The organism is Chryseobacterium gotjawalense (assembly GCF_030012525.1).
Lineage (GTDB): Bacteria > Bacteroidota > Bacteroidia > Flavobacteriales > Weeksellaceae > Kaistella > Kaistella gotjawalense.
Window position 1 is genome coordinate 1,579,332 of the sequence record NZ_CP124855.1, and the last position, 26,061, is coordinate 1,605,392.

General features: G+C 43.0%; 11 protein-coding genes. All 11 read right to left on the reverse strand.

What is annotated here, in order from left to right; translation table 11 throughout:
* Positions 1-26: 26 nt before the first annotated feature.
* The 11 genes from QGN23_RS07295 to QGN23_RS07345 all read right to left on the reverse strand — a co-directional run bounded on the left by QGN23_RS07295 (position 27) and on the right by QGN23_RS07345 (position 26,059).
* Positions 27-1,961 carry a polysaccharide biosynthesis protein gene (locus QGN23_RS07295; protein ID WP_282906318.1) on the reverse strand — a complete coding sequence of 645 codons (1,935 nt, stop codon included), beginning with the start codon at positions 1,959-1,961 and terminating at the stop codon, positions 27-29.
* Between the two features lie 93 nt (positions 1,962-2,054).
* Positions 2,055-3,206, reverse strand: coding sequence for a DegT/DnrJ/EryC1/StrS family aminotransferase (locus QGN23_RS07300; RefSeq protein WP_282906319.1), 1,152 nt, complete (start codon positions 3,204-3,206; stop codon positions 2,055-2,057).
* Between the two features lie 336 nt (positions 3,207-3,542).
* Positions 3,543-4,184, reverse strand: coding sequence for an acetyltransferase (locus QGN23_RS07305; protein WP_282906320.1), 642 nt, complete (start codon positions 4,182-4,184; stop codon positions 3,543-3,545).
* A complete protein-coding gene (locus QGN23_RS07310; protein WP_282906321.1) occupies positions 4,181-4,789 on the reverse strand; it encodes a sugar transferase in 609 nt (202 codons plus the stop codon). The genes QGN23_RS07305 and QGN23_RS07310 overlap by 4 nt, the downstream gene beginning before the upstream one ends.
* 51 nt (positions 4,790-4,840) lie before the next feature.
* A complete protein-coding gene (locus QGN23_RS07315; protein ID WP_282906322.1) occupies positions 4,841-5,200 on the reverse strand; it encodes a hypothetical protein in 360 nt (119 codons plus the stop codon).
* 301 nt (positions 5,201-5,501) lie between these two features.
* Complete coding sequence (locus QGN23_RS07320) at positions 5,502-10,928, reverse strand: GEVED domain-containing protein (protein ID WP_282906323.1); 5,427 nt, start codon at positions 10,926-10,928, stop codon at positions 5,502-5,504.
* A 626-nt stretch (positions 10,929-11,554) separates the two neighbouring features.
* Positions 11,555-14,080 carry a T9SS type A sorting domain-containing protein gene (locus tag QGN23_RS07325; protein WP_282906324.1) on the reverse strand — a complete coding sequence of 842 codons (2,526 nt, stop codon included), beginning with the start codon at positions 14,078-14,080 and terminating at the stop codon, positions 11,555-11,557.
* Positions 14,081-14,472: 392 nt separating this feature from the next.
* Positions 14,473-18,984, reverse strand: coding sequence for a T9SS type A sorting domain-containing protein (locus tag QGN23_RS07330; RefSeq protein ID WP_282906325.1), 4,512 nt, complete (start codon positions 18,982-18,984; stop codon positions 14,473-14,475).
* An 832-nt stretch (positions 18,985-19,816) separates the two neighbouring features.
* Positions 19,817-20,962: a hypothetical protein gene (locus tag QGN23_RS07335; RefSeq protein ID WP_282906326.1), complete on the reverse strand. Its 1,146-nt coding sequence runs from the start codon at positions 20,960-20,962 to the stop codon at positions 19,817-19,819.
* Positions 20,963-21,015: 53 nt separating this feature from the next.
* Positions 21,016-21,252, reverse strand: coding sequence for a hypothetical protein (locus QGN23_RS07340; RefSeq protein ID WP_282906327.1), 237 nt, complete (start codon positions 21,250-21,252; stop codon positions 21,016-21,018).
* 154 nt (positions 21,253-21,406) lie between these two features.
* Positions 21,407-26,059, reverse strand: coding sequence for a T9SS type A sorting domain-containing protein (locus QGN23_RS07345; protein WP_282906328.1), 4,653 nt, complete (start codon positions 26,057-26,059; stop codon positions 21,407-21,409).
* Between the last annotated feature and the right edge of the window lie 2 nt (positions 26,060-26,061).

The following is a 26,061-nucleotide window of genomic DNA, read 5'->3' on the forward strand; positions in this document are numbered from 1 at the left end:
AGCAGGGCAAATATACAATTCAATTATTAATCTAACACCGCATAAACGGAGTTATTGCTTTTAAATTCGGGAACGATCTCTTTCAATAACTGTACCACTTCCACCTTTTCTCCTCGTAACGCAGATTTGATGATGAGTTGGGTAAACTGTTCGATTTCCTCAAATTCCATATGGCGATCTTTGGAAATCATGATTTTTTCATTATGCGTCGGCAGCGTAGTGGCATCATCGCTCAGGAGTTCTTCATAAAGCTTTTCCCCCGGGCGCAGTCCCGTATAAATAATCTTGATATCCACATCCGGCTCTAAGCCTGACAGCTTGATCATCCGTTTCGCCAGATCGAGGATCTTGACGGCCTCCCCCATATCGAAAACGAAAATTTCTCCTCCATTCCCCATGGTCCCGGCATGCAGTACCAATTCGCAGGCTTCGGGAATGGTCATGAAATAGCGCACAATATCGGGATGCGTAATGGTGACCGGCCCGCCATTTTCAATCTGTCTTTTAAAATGCGGAATCACAGAACCGTTCGAACCCAGTACATTCCCGAAGCGGGTCGTAATAAATTTAGTCACATTGCCTTCCGAATCCTGGAGCGCCTGCACGAACAGTTCTGCCGCCCTTTTGGAAGCGCCCATCACATTCGTGGGTTTCACCGCTTTATCGGTCGATATCATTACAAAACGGTTCACCTTGTATTTGCTCGCTAAAGTGGACAGGTTTTTACTGCCCAAAATATTGACGAGGATGGCTTCGTGAGGATTTTCTTCAATCATCGGAACATGTTTGTAAGCCGCCGCATGATATACCATCGAAAACTGGTATTTCTGAAACAAAGGTTCAATCCGATATCGGTTGGAAATATCTGCCAAGACAAATTTAAATTTAATCTGCGGATATTTACTGCGCATTTCCAGCTCTATTTCGTGAAGAGGAGTTTCCGCCTGATCCAGTATTACAATCATTTCCGGATTAAACTGAGCAACCTGCCGCACGATTTCACTTCCGATCGATCCTGCTCCCCCCGTAATTAAAACGATTTTCCCATGGTGCCTTCTTTTCACCTCTTCATTTTCTATAACAATGGGTTTCCGGTTCAGCAGATCTTCTATTTGCAGACTTTTAATGGAGACGCCGAAATCATTATCACGGAGTTTCTGCACGGTGGGCGCCTTAAAGACCTGAAGGTCTTTTTCCAGAAACAGGTTTACCCAGAAATTCATCTCTTCTTTCGTCATCATCTCTTTGAGGATCAATACGCCATCAAGGGCCAAATCTTCTTTGCTGTTATGCTCAATTTTCGCACGCGTATAAATCGGTTTGCCTAATAGATTGGCACGGTGGGAATCTGCCCTTTGCGTCAGAAATCCTACGATTTGGTAAGGCAGATTGTGATTATCCAGTACGGCACGTGCGATAGCAATCGAACTTTCGCCGATGCCGAGTACCAGAATCCTCTTTTTGAGCGTGCTTCTGCGGAACTCTCTGAGAATATGAAAAAATTCCTTCACAAACAGCCGGAACATAGAAAGAACCATGAAAGAAGTGACAAAGAAAATGGTGAGAAAGGGCACATCGCTTTTGATGAGTTCAAAACCCTTCCATAAAAAATAAACAGAAGTGATGATGCCGATGGTTAAGGTACTGCAGAAAGTGGCCAGCAAAAGTTTAAACAAATCAATAAACGTGGAATGCCGGATGATTCCGGCGTAGGTCCGGAACACATACATAAAGAAGACATTCACCCCGACTATGAAAGCAAACATGTAGAGTTCATTATAAAAAACAGCCTTGTTACCATTGAGTTTTCCTATAATATAACAGGAAACAAGAGAAGCCAGGAAAACCAACAGGATATCAATGATCAGGATGATCCAACGCGGCAGATATCTTACATCCGAGAGATTAACAATATTATCGCCACCATAAATTTTATCTTTAAGTTTCTTGCGGTAATTCATAATATTAAACATATTAATCCCGTATCATTGCTGATATCAAATTTTTTCATCGTTTTTTTCATCAAGTGCTGCAAAAATACACAAAATTACAGTTTAACCACCCTGTTTTGCGGTATTTTTTTTGATATTTTCAAAGGAGGAGGAGATTCTTTGCCAATCGTGATCCGTTAAATTAGACCCTGACGGCAGGCATAGCCCACTTTGAAAAAGCGTTCCCGCCAAATCCGTGCCAAAATAGGGCATTCCTTTAAAAACAGGCTGAAGATGCATCGGTTTCCAAATCGGCCGCGTTTCGATAGCAGCCGCTTCAAAATGTTGTCTCATGACCTCGCTCGTAATAGGTTGACCCGGTTTCAACCGGATCACGCTAAGCCAGTGATTGGAAAAATAGTCGTTTGTAGGTTCAGTATGCAGTTCAAAACGGTCATCGTCACCCAGCAGGTACCGATAAAAAAAATGGTTCTGCCTTCGTTGAGCTACCCTTTGTTCCAGCACTTCCATCTGCCCTCGTCCAATACCGGCACAGATATTACTCATTCTGTAATTATACCCGATATGCGTATGTTCGTAGTGCACAGCTTCATCTTTTGCCTGAGTAGAAAGAAATATCGTCTTGCTTTTCATGGCAGGATCTTTCGAAATCAATGCACCACCACAGGAAGTGGTTATGATTTTATTGCCATTGAAACTGATGACAGAAAAATCACCGAAAGTGCCGCAGTGCTGATTTTTATAAGTACTTCCCAAAGCTTCTGCACTGTCTTCGAGCACGGGAATTTCATACTTTCTGGATAGCGCTGCTATTTCATCAACTTTATAGGGCATCCCATAAAGATTGACGGTGATAATGGCTTTGGGCTTTTTGCCTTTAGAAATCCCGAATTTAATGGCATCCTCTACAGCGTTGGGGCAAAGGTTCCAGGTGTCTTTTTCGCTGTCTACAAAAATAGGAACCGCCCCCATGTAAACAATAGGGTTGGCTGAAGCAGAAAAAGTAAGGCTTTGACAGATCACAAAATCATCAGGCTTCACATCCAGTAGGATTAAAGCCAGATGCAGGGCAGCGGTACCCGAATTGAGCGCCGCCACATGAACGCCCATGCCGAGAAAATCTTCTAAATCTTTTTCCAGTCCGGAGACATTTTCGCCTAAAGGGGCAATCCAGTTTTTGTCAAAAGCCTCCTGAACATAGTTCATTTCCGAACCTCCCATATGAGGCGAAGAAAGCCATATTTTTTTATCCATCACTCTAATCTCATTTCAATCTAACAAGTACACCGAGCCTTCATGCGGTAAGGGCAATCCGGACGATTACAGTTCGTGCACGAATTACACCCTGATCACGCACCTGACACCTACCAGGCAAAAAGTAATCACCGCCCTATTAAAACAGCTGGAATAAATCACCATCGTCGGTATTTCGGACAATCTTTCAAAGGATTGCCGACTTTGATCCCGACGGCGATGGCGCCACAATAACCCAGCAAGGCTTCCCAATCATGCTATTGACGGCAGCCTAAATCACAATTGCACCCTTTCACCGCCCTCCCGGGCGATTTACTTAATCTCCACCTTTCTTATTTAAAGGGAAGAAAGCCTTGCTTTTTCATCCTCATATGGCGTTCCGACAAATCTAATAATTCTTCCGGGATTTCCAACCACCACCGCATCATCAGGCACATCCGAAAGAATGACGGCCCCTGCTCCAATGACGGCATTTTGGCCAATGGTAACCCCTTGGATTACATTGGCTCCCAAACCTACATGAGCTCCTTTTTTAATGAGGATATTGCCGGCCAGCGCCGCATTGGGCGAAATGTGTACGAAATCTTCAATCACGGTCTCATGTTCAATCACGCAGGCGGTATTAATAATACAGTGCTTTCCAATTTTAACTTCGGCGTTGATGCAGACATTGGGCATAATCACCGTGCCTTCTCCCACCTCCGTAAACCTGGAAACATAAGCACTGTAATGCTGCATGATTTCAAACCGGCACCACTCTTTTATCTGATGATATATTGCCTCCCTTACTTTGTTGTCACCAATTGCGATAATCACTTCTTTATTTTGAAGCAGCGCCTGGCTGGGTTTAAAAATATTGAGATGGTGTGGAAAGTTATCAGGCGGATTGTCATCCACCAGATATTCTAACAGTTGGTTATTCGAAAGAATAAGGTCATAAATAACTTTTGCCTGTCCTCTGGCACCGTATAAAATCATGCTGTGTTTCCTTTAAAAGCATCCATAGTCATATAATTATTCACATTGACACCATGTCTTCTCACTACTTTTGACAGGGTAATCCAAACGATCTGCGCATCGAGCCTCGGAGATATTTTATCGACGTACTCTATATCAAACCTGAATTTTTCGTCCCATGACAATGCGTTGCGGCCGTTAACCTGTGCCCAACCGGTTATCCCGGGCTTTACATCGTGCCTCCTTTTCTGTTCCTCATTATACAGTTCCAGATATTCGGGTAAGAGCGGTCTGGGTCCTATCAGACTCATTTCACCTCTCAAAACATTGATTAATTGTGGGAGTTCATCCATGGACGTTTTCCGTATGACTTTTCCGATGAAAGTTAAACGCTCATAATCGGAGAGCAAAACCCCGTTTTCACACACCTTATCATTCATGGTTTTGAATTTGATGATGTGGAAAATAGCGCCGTTTTTACCCGGTCTTTTCTGCACAAAAAATGCACTCCCTTTATTGTTAAAGAATAACACAACGGTTATTACTATAAATAAAGGGCTCGCTACCAGTAATGCGCAGCTGGCAATAGAGCGGTCCAAAATTGGTTTTAGAACATTTCGATACATGTGCTTAGTTGTAAAGCGTCAACTTTCGGCAACACTTTCAGTGGTTATTAGTTAAGTGGTTTTTTTCTTACGTACGGAATAAACAATGATGCCTACGGCTGCAATGGCGAGTGCGGGAAGGTAATCGTCGATGGGGGTGGGATCACCAGGGTTACCACCATTAGTAGGTTGGGTCGGAATTTCTGATCCATTTTCAGTAGCTGTCTTTGGTTCGAAAGCACTATGTTCTTTCTCAGATTCTTCAAATGGATTGGCAGTACCCTGTGCAAAATACAAGGTACCGAGCAGTAAAATAAATATATAAAAAGTTTTTTTCATTATAGTGTTTGGCAAATATATTAATTCAATATTAAAGATACCTATTTTATAAGCTAATTTTTTATTATTTTGTTGATAATAAGGCAATCTCATCGATTAATACCTAAAATAGATCTTTTGATTAAAATCATTATGAAACCCATGCTCAATCTCTACTTTCAGGCTTCGCGAAAAAGCCTATTGTTCTTAAAATCATGTTTTTTATCTATACTTTACAAAAGTAAACAATGATACCCTATATTTCACAAAACAGCTATTAACAACCCAATCATTTTTCCCTTTTTCTCTTCCTATTCAAGATAAATCATACCTCATTACTATTATCAGAAATTAAGAACTGAAAAAGCAACGTCTGTGGACATTGCTTTTTTATAATCATTGGGTTTTGAATTTCTCAGCGCAGTATTTTCTTGGTTATAACTGCACCATTACAGACAATTTTCAGCACATATATTCCGTTAACCAGAGAATCGGCAGGTAGGCGGACTTCTTTCTGATTAGGAATTGAGATATTTATCAATCTTCCCGCGGCGTCATAAACCTCTAAAGCGGTAATTATCTTGCTTTGTGATTTTATGACAAAATCATCACCGTCTTTGTAAACAACAATGTTTTCTTTTATATTTGAGTCCATTGCCAAAACCGTTTCCGGTTGGTAAATAATTTCAAATCTACCGGTGCTTTCTCCTGCGTTAGTTTCAAAAGTGTAATTACCTGCACTTAAGTTGGTGATGATTCCCGCTTGTTTGTCTTTTAAGTAGATAATCTGCCCATTAGCGAAGATGCCTTCGGTAGTGTCAAGTTCAATTTTATACTGGCCGGCCTCGAAATGCCTGCTGCCCAGCGGAACTGAATCACTGTTGCTGAAGGAACTGCGTCCATTGATTGCTACTTTTTGATCCTGCACCACCGAGTACAGCTCATCTGAGCCTCCAAGAGAGGGTGAGTCATCCTGGGTGAAACTGTTATTTCCACCCTCAAAATATACGACTGCGATGTTGGAAGCGGTATTTTTTGGCGTAATCATATTCAGCCAGTAGCGGTCCACTTGAGGCCGGTTTCCTCTTTTACCAAAGAAAGCAGTGCCGCTTTCTTTGGTCCGGATGGTATTATTAAAGATCAGTTGCTGGTTTTCTGCACTGGTTTTGACCATAAAGCCCTGTCCGACTTTAACGCTTTCCGTCGGCACTGTGGTACCGGCTAGTCCAAAATCACCGACGGCTGCCCGGGTGCCTGTCCCAACTTCAGGCGGAGTTACCGCATTGAAAACCGCGTAGGCCTGGCTTCCGTACTGATCACCCATCTGCACCGTCTGGCTGTTCGCACGGTTGTCCCACAGATGAAAAGTAGGGCTTAGTGTCCCCCCTGTTTTATTAAGGTTATAAAAAGTAATAAGATCAATGTTTGACGGATAGGGATTTCCGACTAAATTATACCCACGGCTTAGATTGGCAGGTCCAGAGTTCACGATGCTATAAGTAAAAGCGCCGTTCGTAGGATAACCGGTAAAAGTGGCCGTTACGGTAGCCGGTGTCCCCGGAACCCCTGTTTTATTGGGTTCTTTTACGGCGAGAGCACGCCCTTTGATGTAGGCACCGCTGGAGTTATAGAAAAAGTTATTCGCCTCATTATGATAAAGGACATAATCAATCCCGTTATAAATATTTTTCAAAGACTGTCCTTCCAGTGGAGAAATAAGATAGTTATACTGCTGTCTTCCGCCCGACAGGTTAATGGTTCGTCTGGCCGTAATGGAACCGGTGTTGATGGCAGTATCCTCGTTAATCTGCACCAGGCTTCCGTCGGATTCGACCACGACAGTTGCCGCACTTCCGGTCTCGTTCCTAATATAATCCTGTATCTTCAGTGAAGCATCTTTATTGATGGTTAATGTTCCTCCGGTAACCACTTTCACATTTTTAGCTTCAAAATTACCGCCTGTTAAGATGTTAACAGGTTTTTTAATCAGTACACATTTATCAATGGCAGGAACAGCAGTGGTTGGCTGCCAGTTTGTAACTCCCCAATTGGTGGAAGCTGTGGTATCCCATACTTTATTTTGGTTATGAATCGAAATGGTTGCAGAGGTGGTACAGCCGTTACTTACGGTCTGCTGGGCAGAAATATTCCAGTCGGAAATGGTCTGCATCTGCACATCACTTGGTTTGATGCATACGGAAGCGGTCGGGGTACCGTTCACGTAAGGAGTGGTACAGTTCGCCTGATAAACTCCAATATTCGGAGCCGTCCAAACAAACGAGGTCGTTAAAGGTCGGTTACCATACAATTTGATATTATCAATAGCGACTCCATCACCCCAATACGCATTATAACGGAAACGTACCTTGAGGGAAGCTACATTAATGAACGCATCAAGGTTAATGGTCACATCCTGAAAAGCAGTACCATAACCCAAACTTTCATTTTGATTATAGCTGGTGTTGGCAGGTACCCAGGTCGTTCCGCCATTGGTGGATACTTCGACATAAAGACCCTCTACTGTCCCTCCCGCTGCGGGTGAAGTATCTCCGTAAAAAGAATAATAAGCTGAGAAGTCAAGTTTCAGATTAGTAAATCCAGTGGTATTAAATGCTGCGATAGAAGTTAGTATACTGTGCACTTTTCTTGTGCCATAATCAGATGTACTGTAAGCAAATTTATTACCTCCATAACCTGAACTGATAGCAGGTTTCCAGATCGCTCCCACTGGCGAAAAAATACTGGATTTATTTTGCCAACCAGTATTGGCAACCGTCGAATTATCATCAGCCCCTGTCGTACGGGTAAATACGCCCAAAGCACCCCCTTCAAAATCTTCATTAATTAGCATCACCTCTTCCAGCGCTCCGGCGGTGGACAATACCAAACGATCTTCATCCCCACAAAAGTTGGCATTTCCGGGAGGTAAACTGAAGGTAAACTGAGGAATTGGCTTAATGGTTGCGCTTACCGGTTTCCTGTAAAGCGTTTCACAGGCACCGTTAAAAGACGTCACCCAATAGGTTTTGGTTGCGGAAAGAGTTGGTGTAACATAGGTCGACTGAAACGAGCCATCAACTGTGGTTTCTGCTACCATCTCGCCTCCGGTTTCAGCATCATACCATCTTATTTTAGTGGTGCCTAAATTTCCCTTTGCAGTAATAGCAAAAGAGGCAGATCCGCAGGTTTCTACCGGTGTTAGAGAAACAATGCTGGAAGCACAGTTAGCAATCACCGTAAAAAGGTAATCCTCAGTTTCTCCTCCCCCGGTTGAAAAATTTTCACACGGTGTAGCATCCCCTCCGATGCGGTTACGGAATCTGATGGTATAATCACCCGGCGCAGTACCGGGCGGAATAATAAAGCCGAATGAAGTGGAAAAGGCGGAGGTGGTACTGTTAGAGACAATCTCGGAATTACCCGCTGTGTTATTAAAGATTCCGTCTCTATTCCAGTCAACCCAGACTTTGATTCGTGCATCAATCGGCTCCAGGCCTTTATAGAAAATATTAATCCCCTCGCCTGCAGCCTGTATGGCTTTATTGGGAAGTCCTGTAAAATCCTGATAACCCGTTCCGTTGTAGGTACTGACATTCGATACATCATTAAGCGTACCCTGAAATTTAATTTCGGTAATATACATGTCAGCCGCAGTGGCCGGGGTAGTGGTCGGCAGACAATAGGAAAGATTGTTCGTTCTAAAAGAAACCACGTTGGATACGGACTGCAAACCACTGTTTGAACATCTGATGATGCGTTGGTAATACTTGGTTGTACTCACCGTTGCAACTGCGGTGATATGCGCCGATGCACCGGTTGCACCTGCGATATCGGTCCAAAGTCCGGTTGCAGAGTCCGCAATCTGCCACTGATAGGAAAGCCCGCTTACCCCGGCTGCATCTCCTGTTACAGTGGCCGTGAAGACAGTGGAAGGAGCTCCGTTCGTTGCAGATAAAATAATTGTTCCTGCCGCAGGTGTTCCTGCACATGGGGCAAGCTGGGTCGTGAAATTACCCGTTATACCCAGATCGCTAACACAACCGTTATTAGCGCGCACCCTGTAATAATAGGTTGTTCCGGAACTTAAGCCGGTAAGTACTTTACTTAAAACAGTTCCGTTATTAAAAGGAGAGCCGGCAATAAGACCTGTAAAATCAGAATTGGTTGCAACCTCTAAAAAATAATTGATGGTTGCTGCGCTTCCCCCTGTTGATGCACTCCAGCTGATGGTAGCTCCGGATTGTAAAATTGCCGAGACAGAATTTCCGGTGGGGTCTGACGGACACGTGACTCGGTCTCCCTGCAATGGGGAAGTCACTAAATAGGTAGGACTGCCAAAACATGCCCCCGAAGTATAGGAAAAAATGAAATAATAATATCGCGTATTACCGGTTAAACCAGTATCTGAAAAAGAAGTCGTTGCTCCCGAGGAAACCACCACGCCGCCTCCCAAAGCATTACCGGCAATATAAGGAGTACCGTTGGTTGGATTTGCTGACAGCGTACTTGAAGTACTTCTTACAACCAGATACCCCGCTGATCCCGGAGATGCTGTCGTAAAACTGCCGTTGATTTGGGTAGACGACACACTTGAGAAGACAAGCCCGGTAGGTTGCGCAGCAGGTACAGTACAAGGTGTAGCGGTGGTAACATTCACATTATAACCTTCTGCCTGTCCGTTAGATGCTGCAGTACAGGCATCAGTATATGCATTGAGGTTTTTAACAACACGCATCCTTGTAGTCCCCAGCAGTGCACCTGCCGGAACCGGAATATTAACAGTGGCCGTGACGGTATTACCCAATGAATTGGTAATGGTTCCAATATCATAAGCTTCCCCGGCATCACCAAAAGTTCCGTTCTGATTCCAGTCAAAATACACCCTGAAATAATCCGTAAAATTACCGTTCGTATTGCCCCGAACCGAAATGGTATAGGTGTTTCCCTGAATTACATTAGCAGCAATACAGAAATTTTCAAAGGCTGGGGTGCCTCCTACCGTTCCTGAAGTAGTATTGTCAATTCCGGCAAAAGTAACATTCGTGATAGGTTCCACAGTGCTAAAAGTCTTTGTACAGTAACTTTTAAGGGCCGAGGTATAAGAGATTTTAATTTGACCGGCACCACCAGCGCCACCCGAATAAGTAACATTACCTCCCGGCTTTTTCGCACCCGATCCACCAGCGCCAATTCCTCCACCTCCTCCATCTGCTTCAGTAGCGGAGACACCATTAGCTCCGGCAAAGCCATTAGCTGGTGCTGCACCACCTGTAATGCCAGAGGCATTATTACCAGTGGTATTACCAGCACTTGATCCGCCTCCGCCGCTGTTTGTGGCAGTGGCGGTTCCGCCGCTCCCTCCGTAAGTAGAAATCAAAGCTCCTCCTCTGTTACCAGTACTGGGAGCAGTTTGACCCGTTCCTGCGCCGGTAGCATTCGTTGCCGCGCCGGTTCCGCCTACTGCCAAAATAGTCGTATTATTTACAAACCACGAAGGAATTCCGTTGTTTGCTGTGCTGGCACTTCCGTCACCTCCTGATCCAACAGAATAATTATACGTCGTTCCCGGTGTTACCGCGTAAGTCGTTTTTACAAATCCACCGCCGGAACCGCCGCCGCCTAATGCGGCTTTACTCTGTTTATTACCAGTTACTCTTTGGCCACCGCCGCCACCGCCCCATACTTCAACTGTAATAGAATTGACATCGCAGGGAGCCGTCCAGGTACCAGATCCAGGAGAAGAAAGCGTTACAGTGGTCTGTGCCTGGAAAAGCGATAAAAAAGAAGTGAATAAAATAAAAGCAAAAAGCTTTCGGAACAAAAGAATAATAATTTTTTTCATATAGAGTTACTCAGTTTTTTTTAGCATATAACCACATTATTACTTTGGAAAAACTTCCAAAGAACTCAATATCAAATTTTTTTTTCAGGATTTGTGTGTTGTATTAACGAAATAAAGAACCACAATGGCTAATTAGGCAGTGGCACTTTATAAAAGTTGAAAGAATAATTAAATAGAGCACGCAGTTCGGTATTACTTAGGCGGTACAACGCCATGTTTTGACTCCGGTATGCAAAGAATAAATGATTATTCATATCGTATTTTTAAAGCGATTAGATCATCATTTGTGAACTGCAAAGATAATAGTTTTATCCAATGTACCAAATATGTTTCTGAAATCAGATTTCCGCCTTGTTATACTACGTCTTGTATTTTAATTGAATTATTTATAAGCCTTTACAGGCATTCTCTTTCATTTTGATTTGATCGTTGTAATTGCAGAACTAATTCCAGTATCTTTTTATTGTATCTCCAAGGAGATTAAAAGTTTCAGAATCCTGTAAATTGCAGTATGCGGAAAGCCAGGAAGTAAACCTGTCAGGCGGCAGAAAATTGGCGCGGCAGAAACAAAAAAGTCTCAGACCTTCGAAAAGATCTGAGACCGGCATTTTATCCTGAAAAAACTGCTATTTAATAATCTTCTTCGCGGTGATCCGCCCGTTATGGTCAATTTTAAGAATATAGATCCCGTTTACCATAAAACCTGAATCAATGACCGCCGTTGTGCTGTTCGGCTGCACTTTATACAGCAACCTGCCGGTCAGATCATACAGTTCCAGATCTTTGATATTGGTGTTTTGTGCTTTGACCACGAAACTGGTACCGTCTCTGTACACCACCAATTCCTCTCTGGTGGTTGAATCTGTAACCAAAAAAGTATCGGACTGATAAATGATTTCAAACCGGCCCGTACTTTCACCCGCGTTTGCGGAAAAAGTATAAGTTCCCTGACTGAGGTTGGTGATAGTTCCGGTCTGTTTGTCTTTAAGGTAAACTGGCTGCATCTCTGCAAAGATCCCTTCAGCAGTATCAATACTGATGGTATAATCCCCATTAACAAGATGCTGCATTCCGAGTTGAATGACCGCCGTGTTTTCAAAACTGCTCCGGCCGTCGATGGCTAATTTTTCACCACCGGCAAGACTGTAGACGGCATCTGAACCGCCCATGGTTCTGGAGTCTTCCGGACCGAAAAGATTGTTCCCGGCGGCATAATGTACCACTGCAATCGTAGAAGCAATCCCCGAAGGTGTCTTCATCTGAAGCCAGTACCTGTCAACCTGAAGAGCCGGACTCCCCTTTCCGAGAAAATCAACAGGTGAAGCGTCCTTCGTTCTGATACTGTTGTTGAATATGAAATCATAATTGCTTTTTAATGATCTCGTCATGAAGCCCTGCCCTACTTTCACAATTTTTGAAGGAACTTTAGAAGACAGACCTGATTGGGTTCCTGTCCCATCGGGACCGGTCAATACATTGTATATCGCATAAGCTACTCCACTATAACCACTTCCCTGCTGCTCAAAGAGCGTATTGCCATTATTATTCCAGAAATAAAAAGTGGGACTGATATTCGGGGATATAATTTGTGAACTGCCTGTTTTACCCCCATTGATATTATACAATAGCTGCAGATCGATATTGGAAGGATAAGGGTTACCCACGAGATTATAGCCATAGGTAGTTACTGTGGGATTCGAGTCTTTGTTGGTAATAGGTAAAGTAATAATTCCGTTTTGTGGCACGCCTTTATAGGTTGCTGTTACGGTAGCTATTCCGCTTCCTGTAGGTTCTTTCACTGCCAAACCTCTGCCCGGAACATTCACGCCCGAGGAATTATAGAACATATTATTGGTTTCGTTATGGTAAAGCACATAAGTGGTTCCGGGATAAATGGTTTTATAAGACTCTCCTGATTGAAAAGCCACAGGGGAGCCCACAAAATTGTATTGTTCTCTGGTGGCGCTTATTTTGAATTCACGTTTAGAGGTAATCGGTTGGCCTGTAAAAATACCGTTATCATTTACCTGTATTAAGTTTCCGTCGCTTTCTACGGTAACCGTTCCATAGTTGGTGATATTGTTGAGCACTTGTACAAAAGTATCTTTTGAAACCGTAAGCGTACTACCAAGTGCTACCTCGCAGGAACACGCATCGAAAGAGCCTTCGGAAGCGGTATTGTAATTCTCCTGGATTTTAGCCGTACGATGGTTGGCAAAAGAAGGGATGTCAGCTGACCACACTCCACTTTTATATACCGTTTCGCCACCCACCGTAATAGTCACCAATTGTTCATTAGAAAACGGTAAAGGAATCGAAGTCACTAATTTGAAAACATAATCACCCGCAACGGTCAAAGCTGGAAGAACGGGATTCCGGGTATTCGTGGTGGGAAAATTTAAACCAGAACCAGAAGGCTTTGAGACCAAACTCCAGGTATAAGTGATCACTCCAAGATTAGTTCCATATTGCACTGCGTTTCCAAATAAAGTGGGTTGAATGGCGCTACCATAACACAAAGCGGAGGGGTAAGCGCCGGGGCTGGCGCGCAAACTTCCTCCAAGTCCGTTTACCATATTGAAGTCTCCGGCTGCGGTATTTCCTTTTCCTTTTCCTACGCACGAGGTATATTTAATATCACCCATAAACAAAGCAGTATTTGCATTACAAGTACTGTTATCTGTTGAATCAAGTCCCAAAACATAAGTATTGGAACATAACTTTGGACCGGTTATAATTAACGCGGCATTATTCGCAAGATATACGCCAATCTTATCGGCCCATACCATAGATCCTCCTTTTATCCATAATTTATTTGTAGTACTTAAGGTAAGTTGACTTTTAATCATCAATACTCCTGAAACGGTGAGATCTCCAATTTTGAAAGCTGATGGAGACGAAGGAGTAGATATGGTATGACAATTTACGATGGTCACCGAATAACTGCCAGCTGTTTTCCCTGGATAATCTGTGGTAGATGCTACCCAAGTTTCAGGTGACATTGAAGTACATTTCTCCCATGTGCCTGGAGTAATCCAATCTCCACTAATTTTCGATCTAAAATCTCCTGCGGCTTGCGCATTGAGCAACTGAAAAGCAAGCAGGAAATACATCAGGAGCGATGCTCCCCAAGAGGTATTTTTTTTCATCATTCATGTTTTTGTGTCATTGTAAAAATAGACTTAAAAACGAAAAAAAACAAGGTGAAAACACCTATATCAGGAAAACATTTAATGAAATACACATTATTATGCATTTAATATTTTCAGCTAAAAAACCACCGACAAAATTGGTTTCAAAAAGGTAGGTATTGTAAATTTTTACTATTATTGTTCAATAACCAATAGGTTGCTTCATCGCTTTGAAAAGAATGGCGGGCAGATAAGTGTGGATACCGCTTTGCAATAACGGAACGCCCGTCCGACTGAACATCGACATTGATTTCAAGCGAAGCACGAACCCCGTCGTAACTTAGACGTAACTTGAACTGTATCACAAAAAAAGCCGGACAGTACGTCCGGCTTTGTATCCCTGTAAAAATAACTTATTTCAAGATTTTCTTCACGGACATTGTTTCATTTTGGTTGATTTTCAGAATATACATACCGTTGACTAAACGGTCCGCAGCAATCACCGCCGTTTTGCTGTTGGGCTGTACACGGTAGATTAATCTTCCCGCTGCGTCATAGACTTCAATACCCGTGATCTGTTTAGTCTCGGCTTTAACCACAAAATCGCTGTTGTCTCTGTAGATTACCAGTTCTTCCTTGGTTGCGGCATCGGTCGCAAGAACTGCTTCCGGCTGATAGATGATTTCAAACCGGCCCGTACTTTCACCCGCGTTGGAGGCGAAGGTATAATTGCCTTCAGATAAATTGGTGATCACTCCGGTTTGTTTGTCTTTCAGGTAAATGTTTTGTCCATTGGCGAAGGTGCCTTCTCTGTCACCCAGCGCGATGGTATAGTTTCCCTGTACGAAATGACTGCTGCCCAAGTTGATTTTATCCGTATTCACGAAAGTACTGCGGCCGTTAATGGCCACTTTTTCGTTTTCGGCGTAGCTGTACAGACCATCCGAACTGCTGACCGCACGGGAATCATCCATACCGAATGCCATATTTCCTGCCCCGAAATACACAACCGCAATCATGGAAGTGATGCCCGAAGGCGCTTTCATGGCAAGCCAATACCGGTCATCTGTACCCTGTCTGCCATAGAATACAGCATCGGTATTAATCTCCAATCTGGTGGTATTGGAGTACTTTAAAATCTTACCCGCTCCCAATGCTTTAACCATAAATCCCTGTGCGGTCTTCGCAATCTTATTAGGGGTCTTACTTCCTTTTGGAAGTCCCGGTGCGGGCAGATCAGTCCCTGGAGCAGGCAGTCCTGTCCCGTTCGTTCCCGATGCAGCATTGTAAATGGCATACGCATTGCCACTGTAACCACTTCCCTGCTGCTCATACACTGAATTAACCGTATTATCCCAGAATCTGAAAGTGGATTCGATTTCCGTTTTGTTATTTGCATACAATGCATTTAAATCCAAATTGGAAGGATACGGATTGCCCACGAGGTTGTACCCAAATGCCGCACCGGAATACGCCAAACCATAATTAATGAGACCGTTAGTCGGTTTCCCTTCAAAGAAGGCGGTAGCTACCGCTTCTGAACTGAGCAGCGGTTCTTTAACAGCCAGCGATCTCCCTTTGATGTAGGCGCCACTGGAAGTATAGAAGAAATTATTGGCCTCGTTATGGTACAGCACGAACGGAGCAACAACGGAGGTACCATCAGCTTTCCGGTACATATTTGTTTTAAGATTCGCATCTTCCACGGGAGACATCAAATAATTGTATTCCTTTCTTTCGTCACTTCTGAACGTCATGTTCCGCTTCACCAGAACATTTCCAGTATTTACGGCGTTGTCATTCACCTGTACCAGATTGCCGTCGGATTCTAAAGTCAGACTTCCGCCGGTTGTGTTGATACCGTTCTGGATTTTGAAAAATTCTCCGGTTTTAATGGTGACCGCTGCACCATTTGTTATGGATAAAGCACAGACATCCAAATTTGCTGTTGTGGAACTGTAGGCCGACTGTATTTCTGCCGAAAGATTCGGTGCTGGCGCGGGAGTCCATATACCGTATTTGAAAACGGCTGTTTGCGTTGCGATTGTTAAAGTATTCGATGTTGGCTGCGCAGTCATTAAACATGAACCTGCATTGGAAGTCATTTGTACCGTTACCAAATCGCCCGGTGCTAATGTTGAGGTCGTAAAAGTAGCACTGTTTGTTCCTACAGGACTTCCATTTACTCTCCACTGATAGCCAGGCGTAGTTCCGCCGTTGGTTGGCGTGGCGGTGAAAGTTAACGGTGTATTAGCTCCCACACAGATGATGTTGGTTGGAGTGGCAATGGAGACGCTTGCGGTTAAGATGGGGTTGACAGTTAAAACGACTGAGTTTCCATATGTCGTTCCGCAACCATTGGTCACATAATATTGAAGCTTCTTGCCATTGTCTGCAAATGTAACTATATAAGGCACCATTAAATTTCCATATAATCCAGTACCAACTCCAGTTTCCAGTTGCCAACCTTGGATAGTAACGGCAGAACCATTCGTGGTAACCGATGGTGTGGCTGGATTCAAAGAACCTCCCGCGCATAATACTGTGGGGGTTGTGAGTGCTGCAATCGTTGGCTTATCATTTACGGTAAGCGTTACCTGATTACTGGTAGTCGTTCCGCAACCATTGGTCACATAATATTGAAGCTTCTTGCCATTGTCTGCAAATGTAACCGTGTAAGGGACTGTTAAATTTCCATATAATCCAGTACCAACTCCAGTTTCCAGTTGCCAACCTTGGGCAGTAACTGCTGAACCGTTCGTATTAACTGTTGGAGCTGTTGGATTCAAAGAACCTCCTGCGCATAATGCTGCCGGTGCGGTGATTGCCGCAATGGTTGGCTTATCATTTACCGTAAGCGCTACCGTATTACTGGTAGTCGTTCCACAACCATTGATCACATAATACCGAATCTTCTTGCCACTGTCTGCAAATGAAACTGTATAAGAAAGAGTTAGATTGGCGAATGTCCCACTACCAACACCGGTTTCCAGTTGCCAACCTTGGGCAGTAACTGCTGAACCGTTCGTCGTAACTGTTGGAGCTGCTGGATTCAAAGAACCTCCTGCGCATAATACTACCGGCGCGGTGATTGTTGCAATGGTTGGTTTATCATTTACTGTTAAAACAACAATATTGCTAGTAGTAATACCACAACTATTTGTTGCGGTGTAACGGATATTCTTTCCGTTGTCTGAAAAGGGAACGGTATAGGGAACGGTTAAAGCGGTATAAGTACTGCCTCCTGATGTTGTAGATATCTCCCAACCTTGTAAACTTACCGCAGAACCATTAGCCGTAACTGTTGGAGCTGTTGGACTCAAAGAACCTCCTGCGCATAATGCTATTGGTGTTGTGATTGCTGCAATGGTTGGTTTATCATTTACCGTTAAATTAGTTCCATTATCACTCGCCACCACCACAGGATTACTGCTCATGACACGGATTCTGTATCCCGTTCCGGCCGGAGTTCCTGGTGGAATAGTAGCTGGAATCATCCCTCTGGACTGTGGGGGATCTGTAGCTCCCGTTAAGGTCATCACTACCTGACCAATATCCACTGCCGATGCAAAACTCCCTGATGCATTAGACAACTGGGCTTTAAAAGTATTAGTCCCTGTATAAGCTCCCGTAACCTTGAATGGAACCGACACACTGGCTCCAACACAAAACGGCGCACCCGCAATAGGACCATCGATGCGTATTCCATTTTTTCTGCCAAAAGTAAAAAACCTGTTGCTTCCTATCCCTGTGGAATTATCGACTCCTTTTGTATTTGTAGTTCCCGCTAATGACGAATAAATCCCACTTGGAGTTCCACTTCCCGCAATGAGATCCAATGGTGAAATGAAAGTTTGGCGGCTTAAAGATACTGTACTGTTTGAAAAAGTTCCACTCGTTGCCAGTGACCAATATTCGGTATCGCTTAGACTTCCTACCGTTGAATCGACTGTCGGAATGGTAAAATTAGGGGTTCCTCCATTATCAGAATCAAAAGCCTCTACCTGTGCCGTCGGAGAACTCGTTGGAGCAGTTAAGTTGTTTAAAACAAAAGGAAGATAAGTTGTCCCTTTTCCAACGGGAAAATTATAGGTTGACTTTAAAGAAGTGGTCCATTTAACAGGACCATTGATAAATGAAGTGGGCTTACCTCCGACAATAGCTGTTATTGCAGGATTAGTAACATGTAACAAATTAGTTGTTGATGTCGTAAGAATACCATTGGTCATTGTTAAAATGTTGGTAACCGTAACAGCTCCTGCCAACGTTTTATATCCACTTCCTGAGGTGGTAAGATTGTTATAACCGTATGCTCCTATACTCTGATCACCATGATTATTATAATTAACCGTCCCATTCGCTGGCGTTAATCCACCACCTGTCATCGTGCCTCCTATATTTAAATCACCACCTGCACCAGTAAAAGTTACTTGATTTCTCGCATTATTACCACTCATTGTTATATCTCCACTAATATTGATGGTACCTGTGGAAAGAGATAAAATACAATTATTACCATTACCCGCAGAATCATTCATATTCACTGATCCAGCTGTAAGAGAGCCATTACCAACAGCGATCACTGTTTTTCTGTTATTATTAGTCGGGCATCTCATAGTTATTGCTCCCGAAACCACCAAAGTACCCGGTGAATTTATAGTTAGTGTATTATCACTGTTACTAGTGTTATCTATCGTTAAAGTAGCACAAACTGCACCTGCAACTGAAATTATTGGTTTGTTATTCACATTCGGTATCACAACATTATCTGCAGCTGTAGGAACTCCATTGGTATTCCAGTTACTTGCTGTATTCCAATCTGTACTGGTTGCACCAGTCCATGTTTTTTGTGCAAAAGCAAAAGAAGAAATCAAAATCAGCAGTAAGATCCAGCCCTTTTTGAGTATAGCATATTTTTTTTTCATGTTGGGTGTGTGTTGGTGTTGGTGTTGGTGTATGTTCAGAAAGAGTAATGGCAGGCGTTTTTATAACGCGCTATATCATCTTCAATTTTAAAACTTCGTAATTTTAGCGGGGCAGGCCGATACAGGCCGCAAACTCTATGTTGCGTCCTGGCAGCTGAAAAAATCTTTTAAAAAGACATCGCAGGCTATTGCAGGGAGGGTGAATGCGCTGCACCGGAGAGTGAAGAGCATCTGTTGCGAATTTGGTAGTGTGGTTGGAGAAAATAATGTCCCCCCAGAGTATAATGCATACCGAAGTAGCATCCTTTTTCTTTTTTCATCTTATTTGTGTTTTTGTTATTAAAGGATTCACATTGTTATTGATCCTTTAAAGTACAAACTTAGTCATTTTTAACTAATAAATAAAAACTATTTTTTTAAAAAATTTAGGTGATTTAACGCTAATTAACAAGTTAGTGAGCTGGATGAATGGATCTTATGGCGGAAACACCCATCCCTAAACGATTCTTCTGTTTCGCAATACCCCTTCGATGGAGGGAATATTTTCGCGTTTTATGAGAATCAGCTTTAAAAATGACTTTTTTATGGACAGACTAAACTGCGGAAATTGGTTTCTCTGATGAATATCCAATGTAAACACGGTAGGCATGAACTTAAGTGCTTGATTAATTGGATGTTTGGGCAACTGAGTGTTCAGGCCGGATAAAGCAGTCTCCAAAATAAAAGTGATTAGTTCGATTGAACCTCATCAAACAAAAAAGCCGGACAGTACGTCCGGCTTTGTATAGGGTGATATCCCAAAGGTAGGGTGTCCAATTGTATGTTCCTCAAATCAGGCTGCATTTTGGAAACATTTTGTTCGCATTTGGGTGAGATTTTTGGTGAGATGTTCTTTTTCCCAAACCTTTATTTGTGATAATAGCGTGTCTTCTAAGGCTTTTTTGAAGTTAAATTCTTTTTGTATGGCTTTATTGCTAAGTTTCGTGTAAAGTGGTAAAAATAGGACAAATGAAGTTACTCCGTTTAATTTATTGGGAGATTTTCGAGCTTTATATTTACCAAAAATAGATTCAATGATATCTGAAGAATTATGATGGGCTGCATTGGAGGTTATTATTATAACTTCCTGCGCAAGGAATTTGGATATCGATTCTCCCAACGCAATCATCCTGAAGCTGCCACACAAAAGATGTCGTTTGATTTCTTGTTGGCATTTACTTACTGTTTGCTGCGATAAGCCTTTGTTTTTGCAGCGTTTTTCAATACTGTTTACGCATTTTATAACCTCAGTCAATTCATCTATCAGTGATGCATTTGCGGGAATAAACGAGAATACTTTCTGTTCCTCTTTATTCAAAGTGTGATAAACAGCAAGTATTTTCGATGACCAGTTGACCCATTGTGAAATATTAAGAAAACGAGCAACAGTGCGCTGTGTAGGAGGAAGTAGATAAGCTATTTTTTTCATGCAGAACTTAAATTTACAATCCGCCATTGCTTTTAAATAGGCTACAAAATCAGGCTCTTTCTTGTAGGTTCTTTCCAAAAACATACCCAAGGAATGGCTTATATCAAGTTGATGGCACAATTCTGCAACTCTTATTCCTTTTTTCATCACAGAAGCATTGTCGCTAATAACGTAGAGCGGATTGTACCCTATTTTTTGAGCCGCTGTTTTGAGCTGTTTCCCGATTCTATCGCCATTCCAACTCTCCGCCACCGCTATATTGAGGATGTGAGAATTACTACAATCCAAAGGTTTTCCCTGATGATAAGCCGGAACTCCGAGCGTGAGAAGCAATTTCTCGCTACCAATCATCATACTTTCATCAACAATTTGGGCATATTGCGTTCCTTGCAATTCTTCTCCGGATGTTTCATAAGCTTTTAATCCGCTTTTTTTTACCCAATTCTCAATGGTATTATGGCAAGGAATTTTACCTAAAAAACCACTAAAGGCGTCATCAATTACACCCAAAATTTTCACCACTTGCCGAAAACCACAGTTAACACGAGTGTAAAGCAGGCTGCTTAATCGGACAATAAATTCGGAATACCGATGTCTTTTGATAGGTTCAAAAGTAATTGTTCTTGTTCTTTGCTCAATATTATTTTTCGAGCGTCGTTTTTTTTTAATTCTTTCTTTAATTGATCGGTTTGTATTTTTGATTTTTCCAATTCTTCAGACAGCTTTTTATTTGCTTTTTGGAATTTTAAAATTTCTTCTTTTAAACGGGTGTTTTCTTCTTCGATATTGATCTTTTTCATTATTTAAAATTCAGCTATAATTAAATGTAAATATACTGAATATCAATTAGATAACAAAATATCTAAGCCTGAAAAACACCTGTAATCATCAGGAAATATCCATAAAAAACACCCGTTTTCTGGAACACTCTTTTGGACACCCTATCCCAAAGGGCTACCTCACGATTTTCCTGGAGGTGAGCTGCCCGTTTTGACTGATCTTCAAAATATAAACTCCGTTGACTAAACGGTCTGCAGCAATCACCGCCGTTTTGCTGTTGGGCTGTACACGGTAGATCAATCTTCCGGCTGCATCATAGACTTCAATAGCCGTGATTTGTTTAGTCTGGGCCTTAACCACAAAGTCGCTGTTGTCTCTGTAGATTACCAGTTCTTCCTTGGTTGCGGCATCGGTAGCAAGAACCGCTCCTGGCTGATAAATGATTTCAAACCTGCCGGTACTTTCTCCCGCGTTGGAGGCGAAGGTATAATTGCCTTCAGATAAATTGGTGATCACTCCGGTCTGTTTGTCTTTCAAGTAAATGTTTTGTCCATTGGCGAAGACACCGTCTTTTTGATTTCCTAAAGCAATGGTATAATTTCCGTTGGCAAAATGGTTGGTCCCCAATAAAACCACATCGGTATTCCTAAAACTGCTTTTACCATTGATAGAGACCGGTTGGTTTTCTACCAAACTGTAGATCGCATCGGTACCCAAAAGGGAGTTGGAATCTTCCAGGGTATAAGCATCATTTCCACCCGGGAAGTACACCACTGCAATCTGCGAAGTGATATTGGCAGGACTTGTAAGATTCAACCAATAACGGTCAAATGAAACTGCTTCTTTGCCAAAAAATCCTTCCGCTGCTCCGGTGGAACGCATGGTGTTGGTAAAAGTAACCTTTTTGGTACTGACTAAACTTTTAGCCATAAATCCTTGACCTACTTTCACATATTTTGTTGGTATTTTTGCCGTAGCAACATCACCTTTCGCGTTTACTCCAGAACCACTTCCGGGTGGGGTTGCTGCATTCCATTGAGAATATGCCTGTCCGCCGTAATTATCTCCTTCCTGGGTGGTTCGGGTATTGGCAGTACTGTCCCACAAATTGAAGGTCGGACTTAAACCGTCAGAATTATCCCTGTAGAAAGCAGCAAGATCTAAATTGGAAGGGTAAGGATTCCCAATTAAATTGTAGCCCCGATTAGTATTGGTGGTACTGGAATTCACCAGGTTGTAGAGTAAATCACCGTTCATGGGTTCTCCTGTGAAGATCGCCGTCATGGTAGACGGGGCAAAAACACCTGTTGCTTCTTTCACAGCCAAAGCTCTGCCTGGAATATACGCACCAGAAGAGTTATAAAATTTGTTATCGGCTTCGTTATGATACAAAACAAACGGTACAGCAACTGGATTTCCTTTCTCATCCTTATAGATATCTTTTAAACCCATATTTTTTACAGGAGAAATCAAATAATTATACTGCTGTCTACCTGCGGAGAATTTAATATCGCGTTTCACCACAATATTTCCGGAGTTTACCGCATTTTTATTGACCTGGATAAGATTACCGTCGGATTCTACGGTAAGGGTTCCGTTGTTGGTAATATTGTTTTCAAATTCAGCAAAAGTCCCTGCACTGATGGCCAGGACACCTCCACTTTGGACGGTACAGTTACAAGCTTTGATATCTCCTTCCGAAGTGTTGTAGTTGCCCGCAATCACCGCATTCAAGCCGTCGTCGTTTGGAAGACCTCTGCTCCATGAACCGGTGGGAACGGTTCCGGTATATACAGAATCCTCACCTACCTTTACGGTTGCAGAAGAGCCAGTTGAATTGATACAGGTCCCGTTGGAGACTGAAACAATATTCAGTGTTTGGTTTACCGTTGCTAAAGGTACTGTTACCAAAGCAGTTCCCCCCGCCAGAACAACACTGCTGTTGCCTCCTCCATTGATATTGTACATGACTGTCGCCCCCGGTGTTCCTGTCAGATTAAATACCGCATCCGTGTTTTTACAGATTTGGTTATTGCCGGTGACAGAGGCGGTGGGTAAGGCGTTGACGGTTATCGTACCGGTTGCATTTGCAGTGCCACAACCTCCTGTCAAAGCAATACTGTAATTAAATGTGCCGGATGAAGTTGGAGTTCCACTAATGGTAAGAACATTTCCTGACCAGGAAGCGTTAACGCCTATAGGTAATCCCGTCACCGTTCCCAAACCAGTTGATCCGGTAGTTGCGTGGGTTATAGTAAGGGAATTTCCTAAACATAACGAAGGGTAAGATGAAACAGCACCAACGGTATTGCCGGCAAAAACTGTAATTGTTCCTGTTGCACTCACCAATCCACAGCCCCCTGTTAATGTAATACTGTAATTAAATGTTCCTGATGCTGTTGGGGTTCCGCTGATCGAAATCACATTTGCTGACCAGGTTGCGGAAACTCCTGCTGGCAAACCATTCGCTCCTGAAACTCCGCTATTGCTGATGCCTGTCGCTCCTGTTGTGGAGTGGGTAATATTTATCAGTGCCGTATTGATACATAATGTTGGAGTGGAAGAAGCTACTCCTGCAGTATTCGTTGCTGTAACCGTAATGGTTCCTGTTGCAGTTACACTTCCGCATCCGCCTGTTAATGGTATGCTGTAACTAAATGTTCCTGATGCCGTCGGCGTTCCGCTGATCGTAATCACATTTCCCGACCAGTTTGCAGAAACTCCTATAGGTAATCCTGTAGCCGAACCAATGCCGGTGGCACCTGTAGTCATTATCGTCACATTTGGAATTGCTGTATTAATACACACTGTAGGAGAGGACGAAGGCACTCCTGATGTATTCGCTGCCGTCACCGTAATCGTTCCTGTTGCAGTGATGGCAACACAGCCGCCCGTTAAAGTAACGGTATAAGAAAATGGCCCTGAAACTGTTGGCGTCCCACTGATCGTAACCACGTTGGCTGCCCAGCTTCCGGTCACTCCCGCTGGAAGCCCGGTCACTGTCGCTCCCGTAGCTCCTGTTGTAGCATAAGTAATTGGGGTAATTGCTGTACTGAGACATTTCGTTTGGCTGTTTGTTCCCGCAACTGAGGTTAAAGTAACGGTATTGTTAACCGTAACTGTAATCGTTCCTGTTGAAGTGATGGCACCACAGCCGCCCGTTAAAGTAACGGTATAAGAAAATGACCCTGAAACTGTTGGCGTCCCACTGATGGTAACCACGTTGGCTGACCAGCTTCCGGTCACTCCCGCTGGAAGTCCGGTCACTGTCGCTCCCGTAGCTCCTGTTGTAGCATAAGCAATTGGGGTAATTGCAGTACTGATACATTTCGCTTGGCTGTTTGTTCCCGCAGCTGAGGTTAACTCAACCGTATTATTAGCCGTTACTGTAATCAATGCTGTATTGGAGGTTACCGATCCACAACTGCCTCTCACTGTTACATAATAATACATGATTCCTGCTGTTGCAGTGGACGGAGTATAAGAGGAAGAAGTTGCGCCACTGATTGCCGTTCCACCTGTATTACTGTTCGTGGTATTACTGTACCATTGGTATCCGGTGAAACCTTTTCCTGCAACCGACATTGCGATGGCCGCATTATTCTGACAATATGAAGCTGCGAGTGGATGGGTGTTGATTATTGCGGTTGACGCATTTACAGTAACTTGCGCCGTGTTTGACGCTACTACTCCGCATCCTGCCGCTACCACCACATAGTAATACACCGTCCCCGCCGTATTGGTCGGCGGTGTATAACTTGAACCAGTAGCTCCGTTAATAGGTGCCCCTCCTGTATTATTATTAGCGGAATTGCTGTACCACTGGTAAGTAAGTGTTCCTGTACCGGAAGCTACAACAGATAAAGCTGTTGCCACATCATTTTGACAATAGGTGGTGGAAGGAGCTGGCCTAGATGTAAAAGTAGGACCATTTACAGAAACCGTAACAAAATCTTGAAAAGTTTTAGTTGTTTTCTTATCAACCTGTACCTCAAAACTGAAGGTAAAGACATAATCGCCCGCAGCAGTAAACAAAGTAGCTGGTACTGTAGTAGAAAAAGGAAAGGTACTGTCACTACTGGTTACGACAAATGTTCCTACTCCAGTGGGCTTAGCGGTAAGCTCCCACTTAATATTTGATGCTACTTGTAGACCTAGTTTACGGCCAGTAAGGCCCACAGATGAGGTACCGGCGCAAAATAATGTAGGACCTGCAATCGTAAATGCAGTACCATCCGCCGCGGCCTGATTGATTGTAGAAAAAGTCCCATCACCCTGACCATTTCCTTGACAAGCAGAAAAAGTTGCAAGACCAATTTTTACTCGCGTATTGCCATTACACCCTCCTGTGGTTTGAATACCTTTTGTTGCTTGATCAATATTTATAAATATATTAGATTCGGCAGGCAAATAAAGTGTGTTACCAACTGTTAAGGTAACGGTACCATTTTCAATAAACAAAATGGGATCAGTTTCAGTTCCGAAAGTCTTAATAGTAAAATCTCGGGTGACATTCAACTTGCCTTTGACATACAGGTTTCCAATGATTACAGATGCAATGTCTGTATTTATTTCAGCACCTGCTAAGATCGTTACCGTTCTGGCTGTATTGTCAGGGTAAGCAGTTGTATCATGCCATTGCCCATCCGACTGATATATTTGCCAGACACTACTTGTCCAGTTTTGCGGCCAGGTAATTCCGCTGGGGCGGGTTTGAAAATCCCCTACATTCTGGGCATGGCTAAAAATAGAAGCCAGCAGAAATAAAAAGGTAAATAAAAAATTCTTATTAAAAGAAATAAAAAAAATATTGGTAGTTGTCATCATTT

What these genes read in the sequence shown, in the direction of transcription:
- QGN23_RS07295 (WP_282906318.1), bottom strand. Translation starts at nt 1,961, where the DNA reads ATGAATTACCGCAAGAAACTTAAAGATAAAATTTATGGTGGCGATAAT.
- QGN23_RS07300 (WP_282906319.1), bottom strand. Translation starts at nt 3,206, where the DNA reads ATGGATAAAAAAATATGGCTTTCTTCGCCTCATATGGGAGGTTCGGAA.
- QGN23_RS07305 (WP_282906320.1), bottom strand. Translation starts at nt 4,184, where the DNA reads ATGATTTTATACGGTGCCAGAGGACAGGCAAAAGTTATTTATGACCTT.
- QGN23_RS07310 (WP_282906321.1), bottom strand. Translation starts at nt 4,789, where the DNA reads ATGTATCGAAATGTTCTAAAACCAATTTTGGACCGCTCTATTGCCAGC.
- QGN23_RS07315 (WP_282906322.1), bottom strand. Translation starts at nt 5,200, where the DNA reads ATGAGATTGCCTTATTATCAACAAAATAATAAAAAATTAGCTTATAAA.
- QGN23_RS07320 (WP_282906323.1), bottom strand. Translation starts at nt 10,928, where the DNA reads ATGAAAAAAATTATTATTCTTTTGTTCCGAAAGCTTTTTGCTTTTATT.
- QGN23_RS07325 (WP_282906324.1), bottom strand. Translation starts at nt 14,080, where the DNA reads ATGATGAAAAAAAATACCTCTTGGGGAGCATCGCTCCTGATGTATTTC.
- QGN23_RS07330 (WP_282906325.1), bottom strand. Translation starts at nt 18,984, where the DNA reads ATGAAAAAAAAATATGCTATACTCAAAAAGGGCTGGATCTTACTGCTG.
- QGN23_RS07340 (WP_282906327.1), bottom strand. Translation starts at nt 21,252, where the DNA reads ATGAAAAAGATCAATATCGAAGAAGAAAACACCCGTTTAAAAGAAGAA.
- QGN23_RS07345 (WP_282906328.1), bottom strand. Translation starts at nt 26,059, where the DNA reads ATGATGACAACTACCAATATTTTTTTTATTTCTTTTAATAAGAATTTT.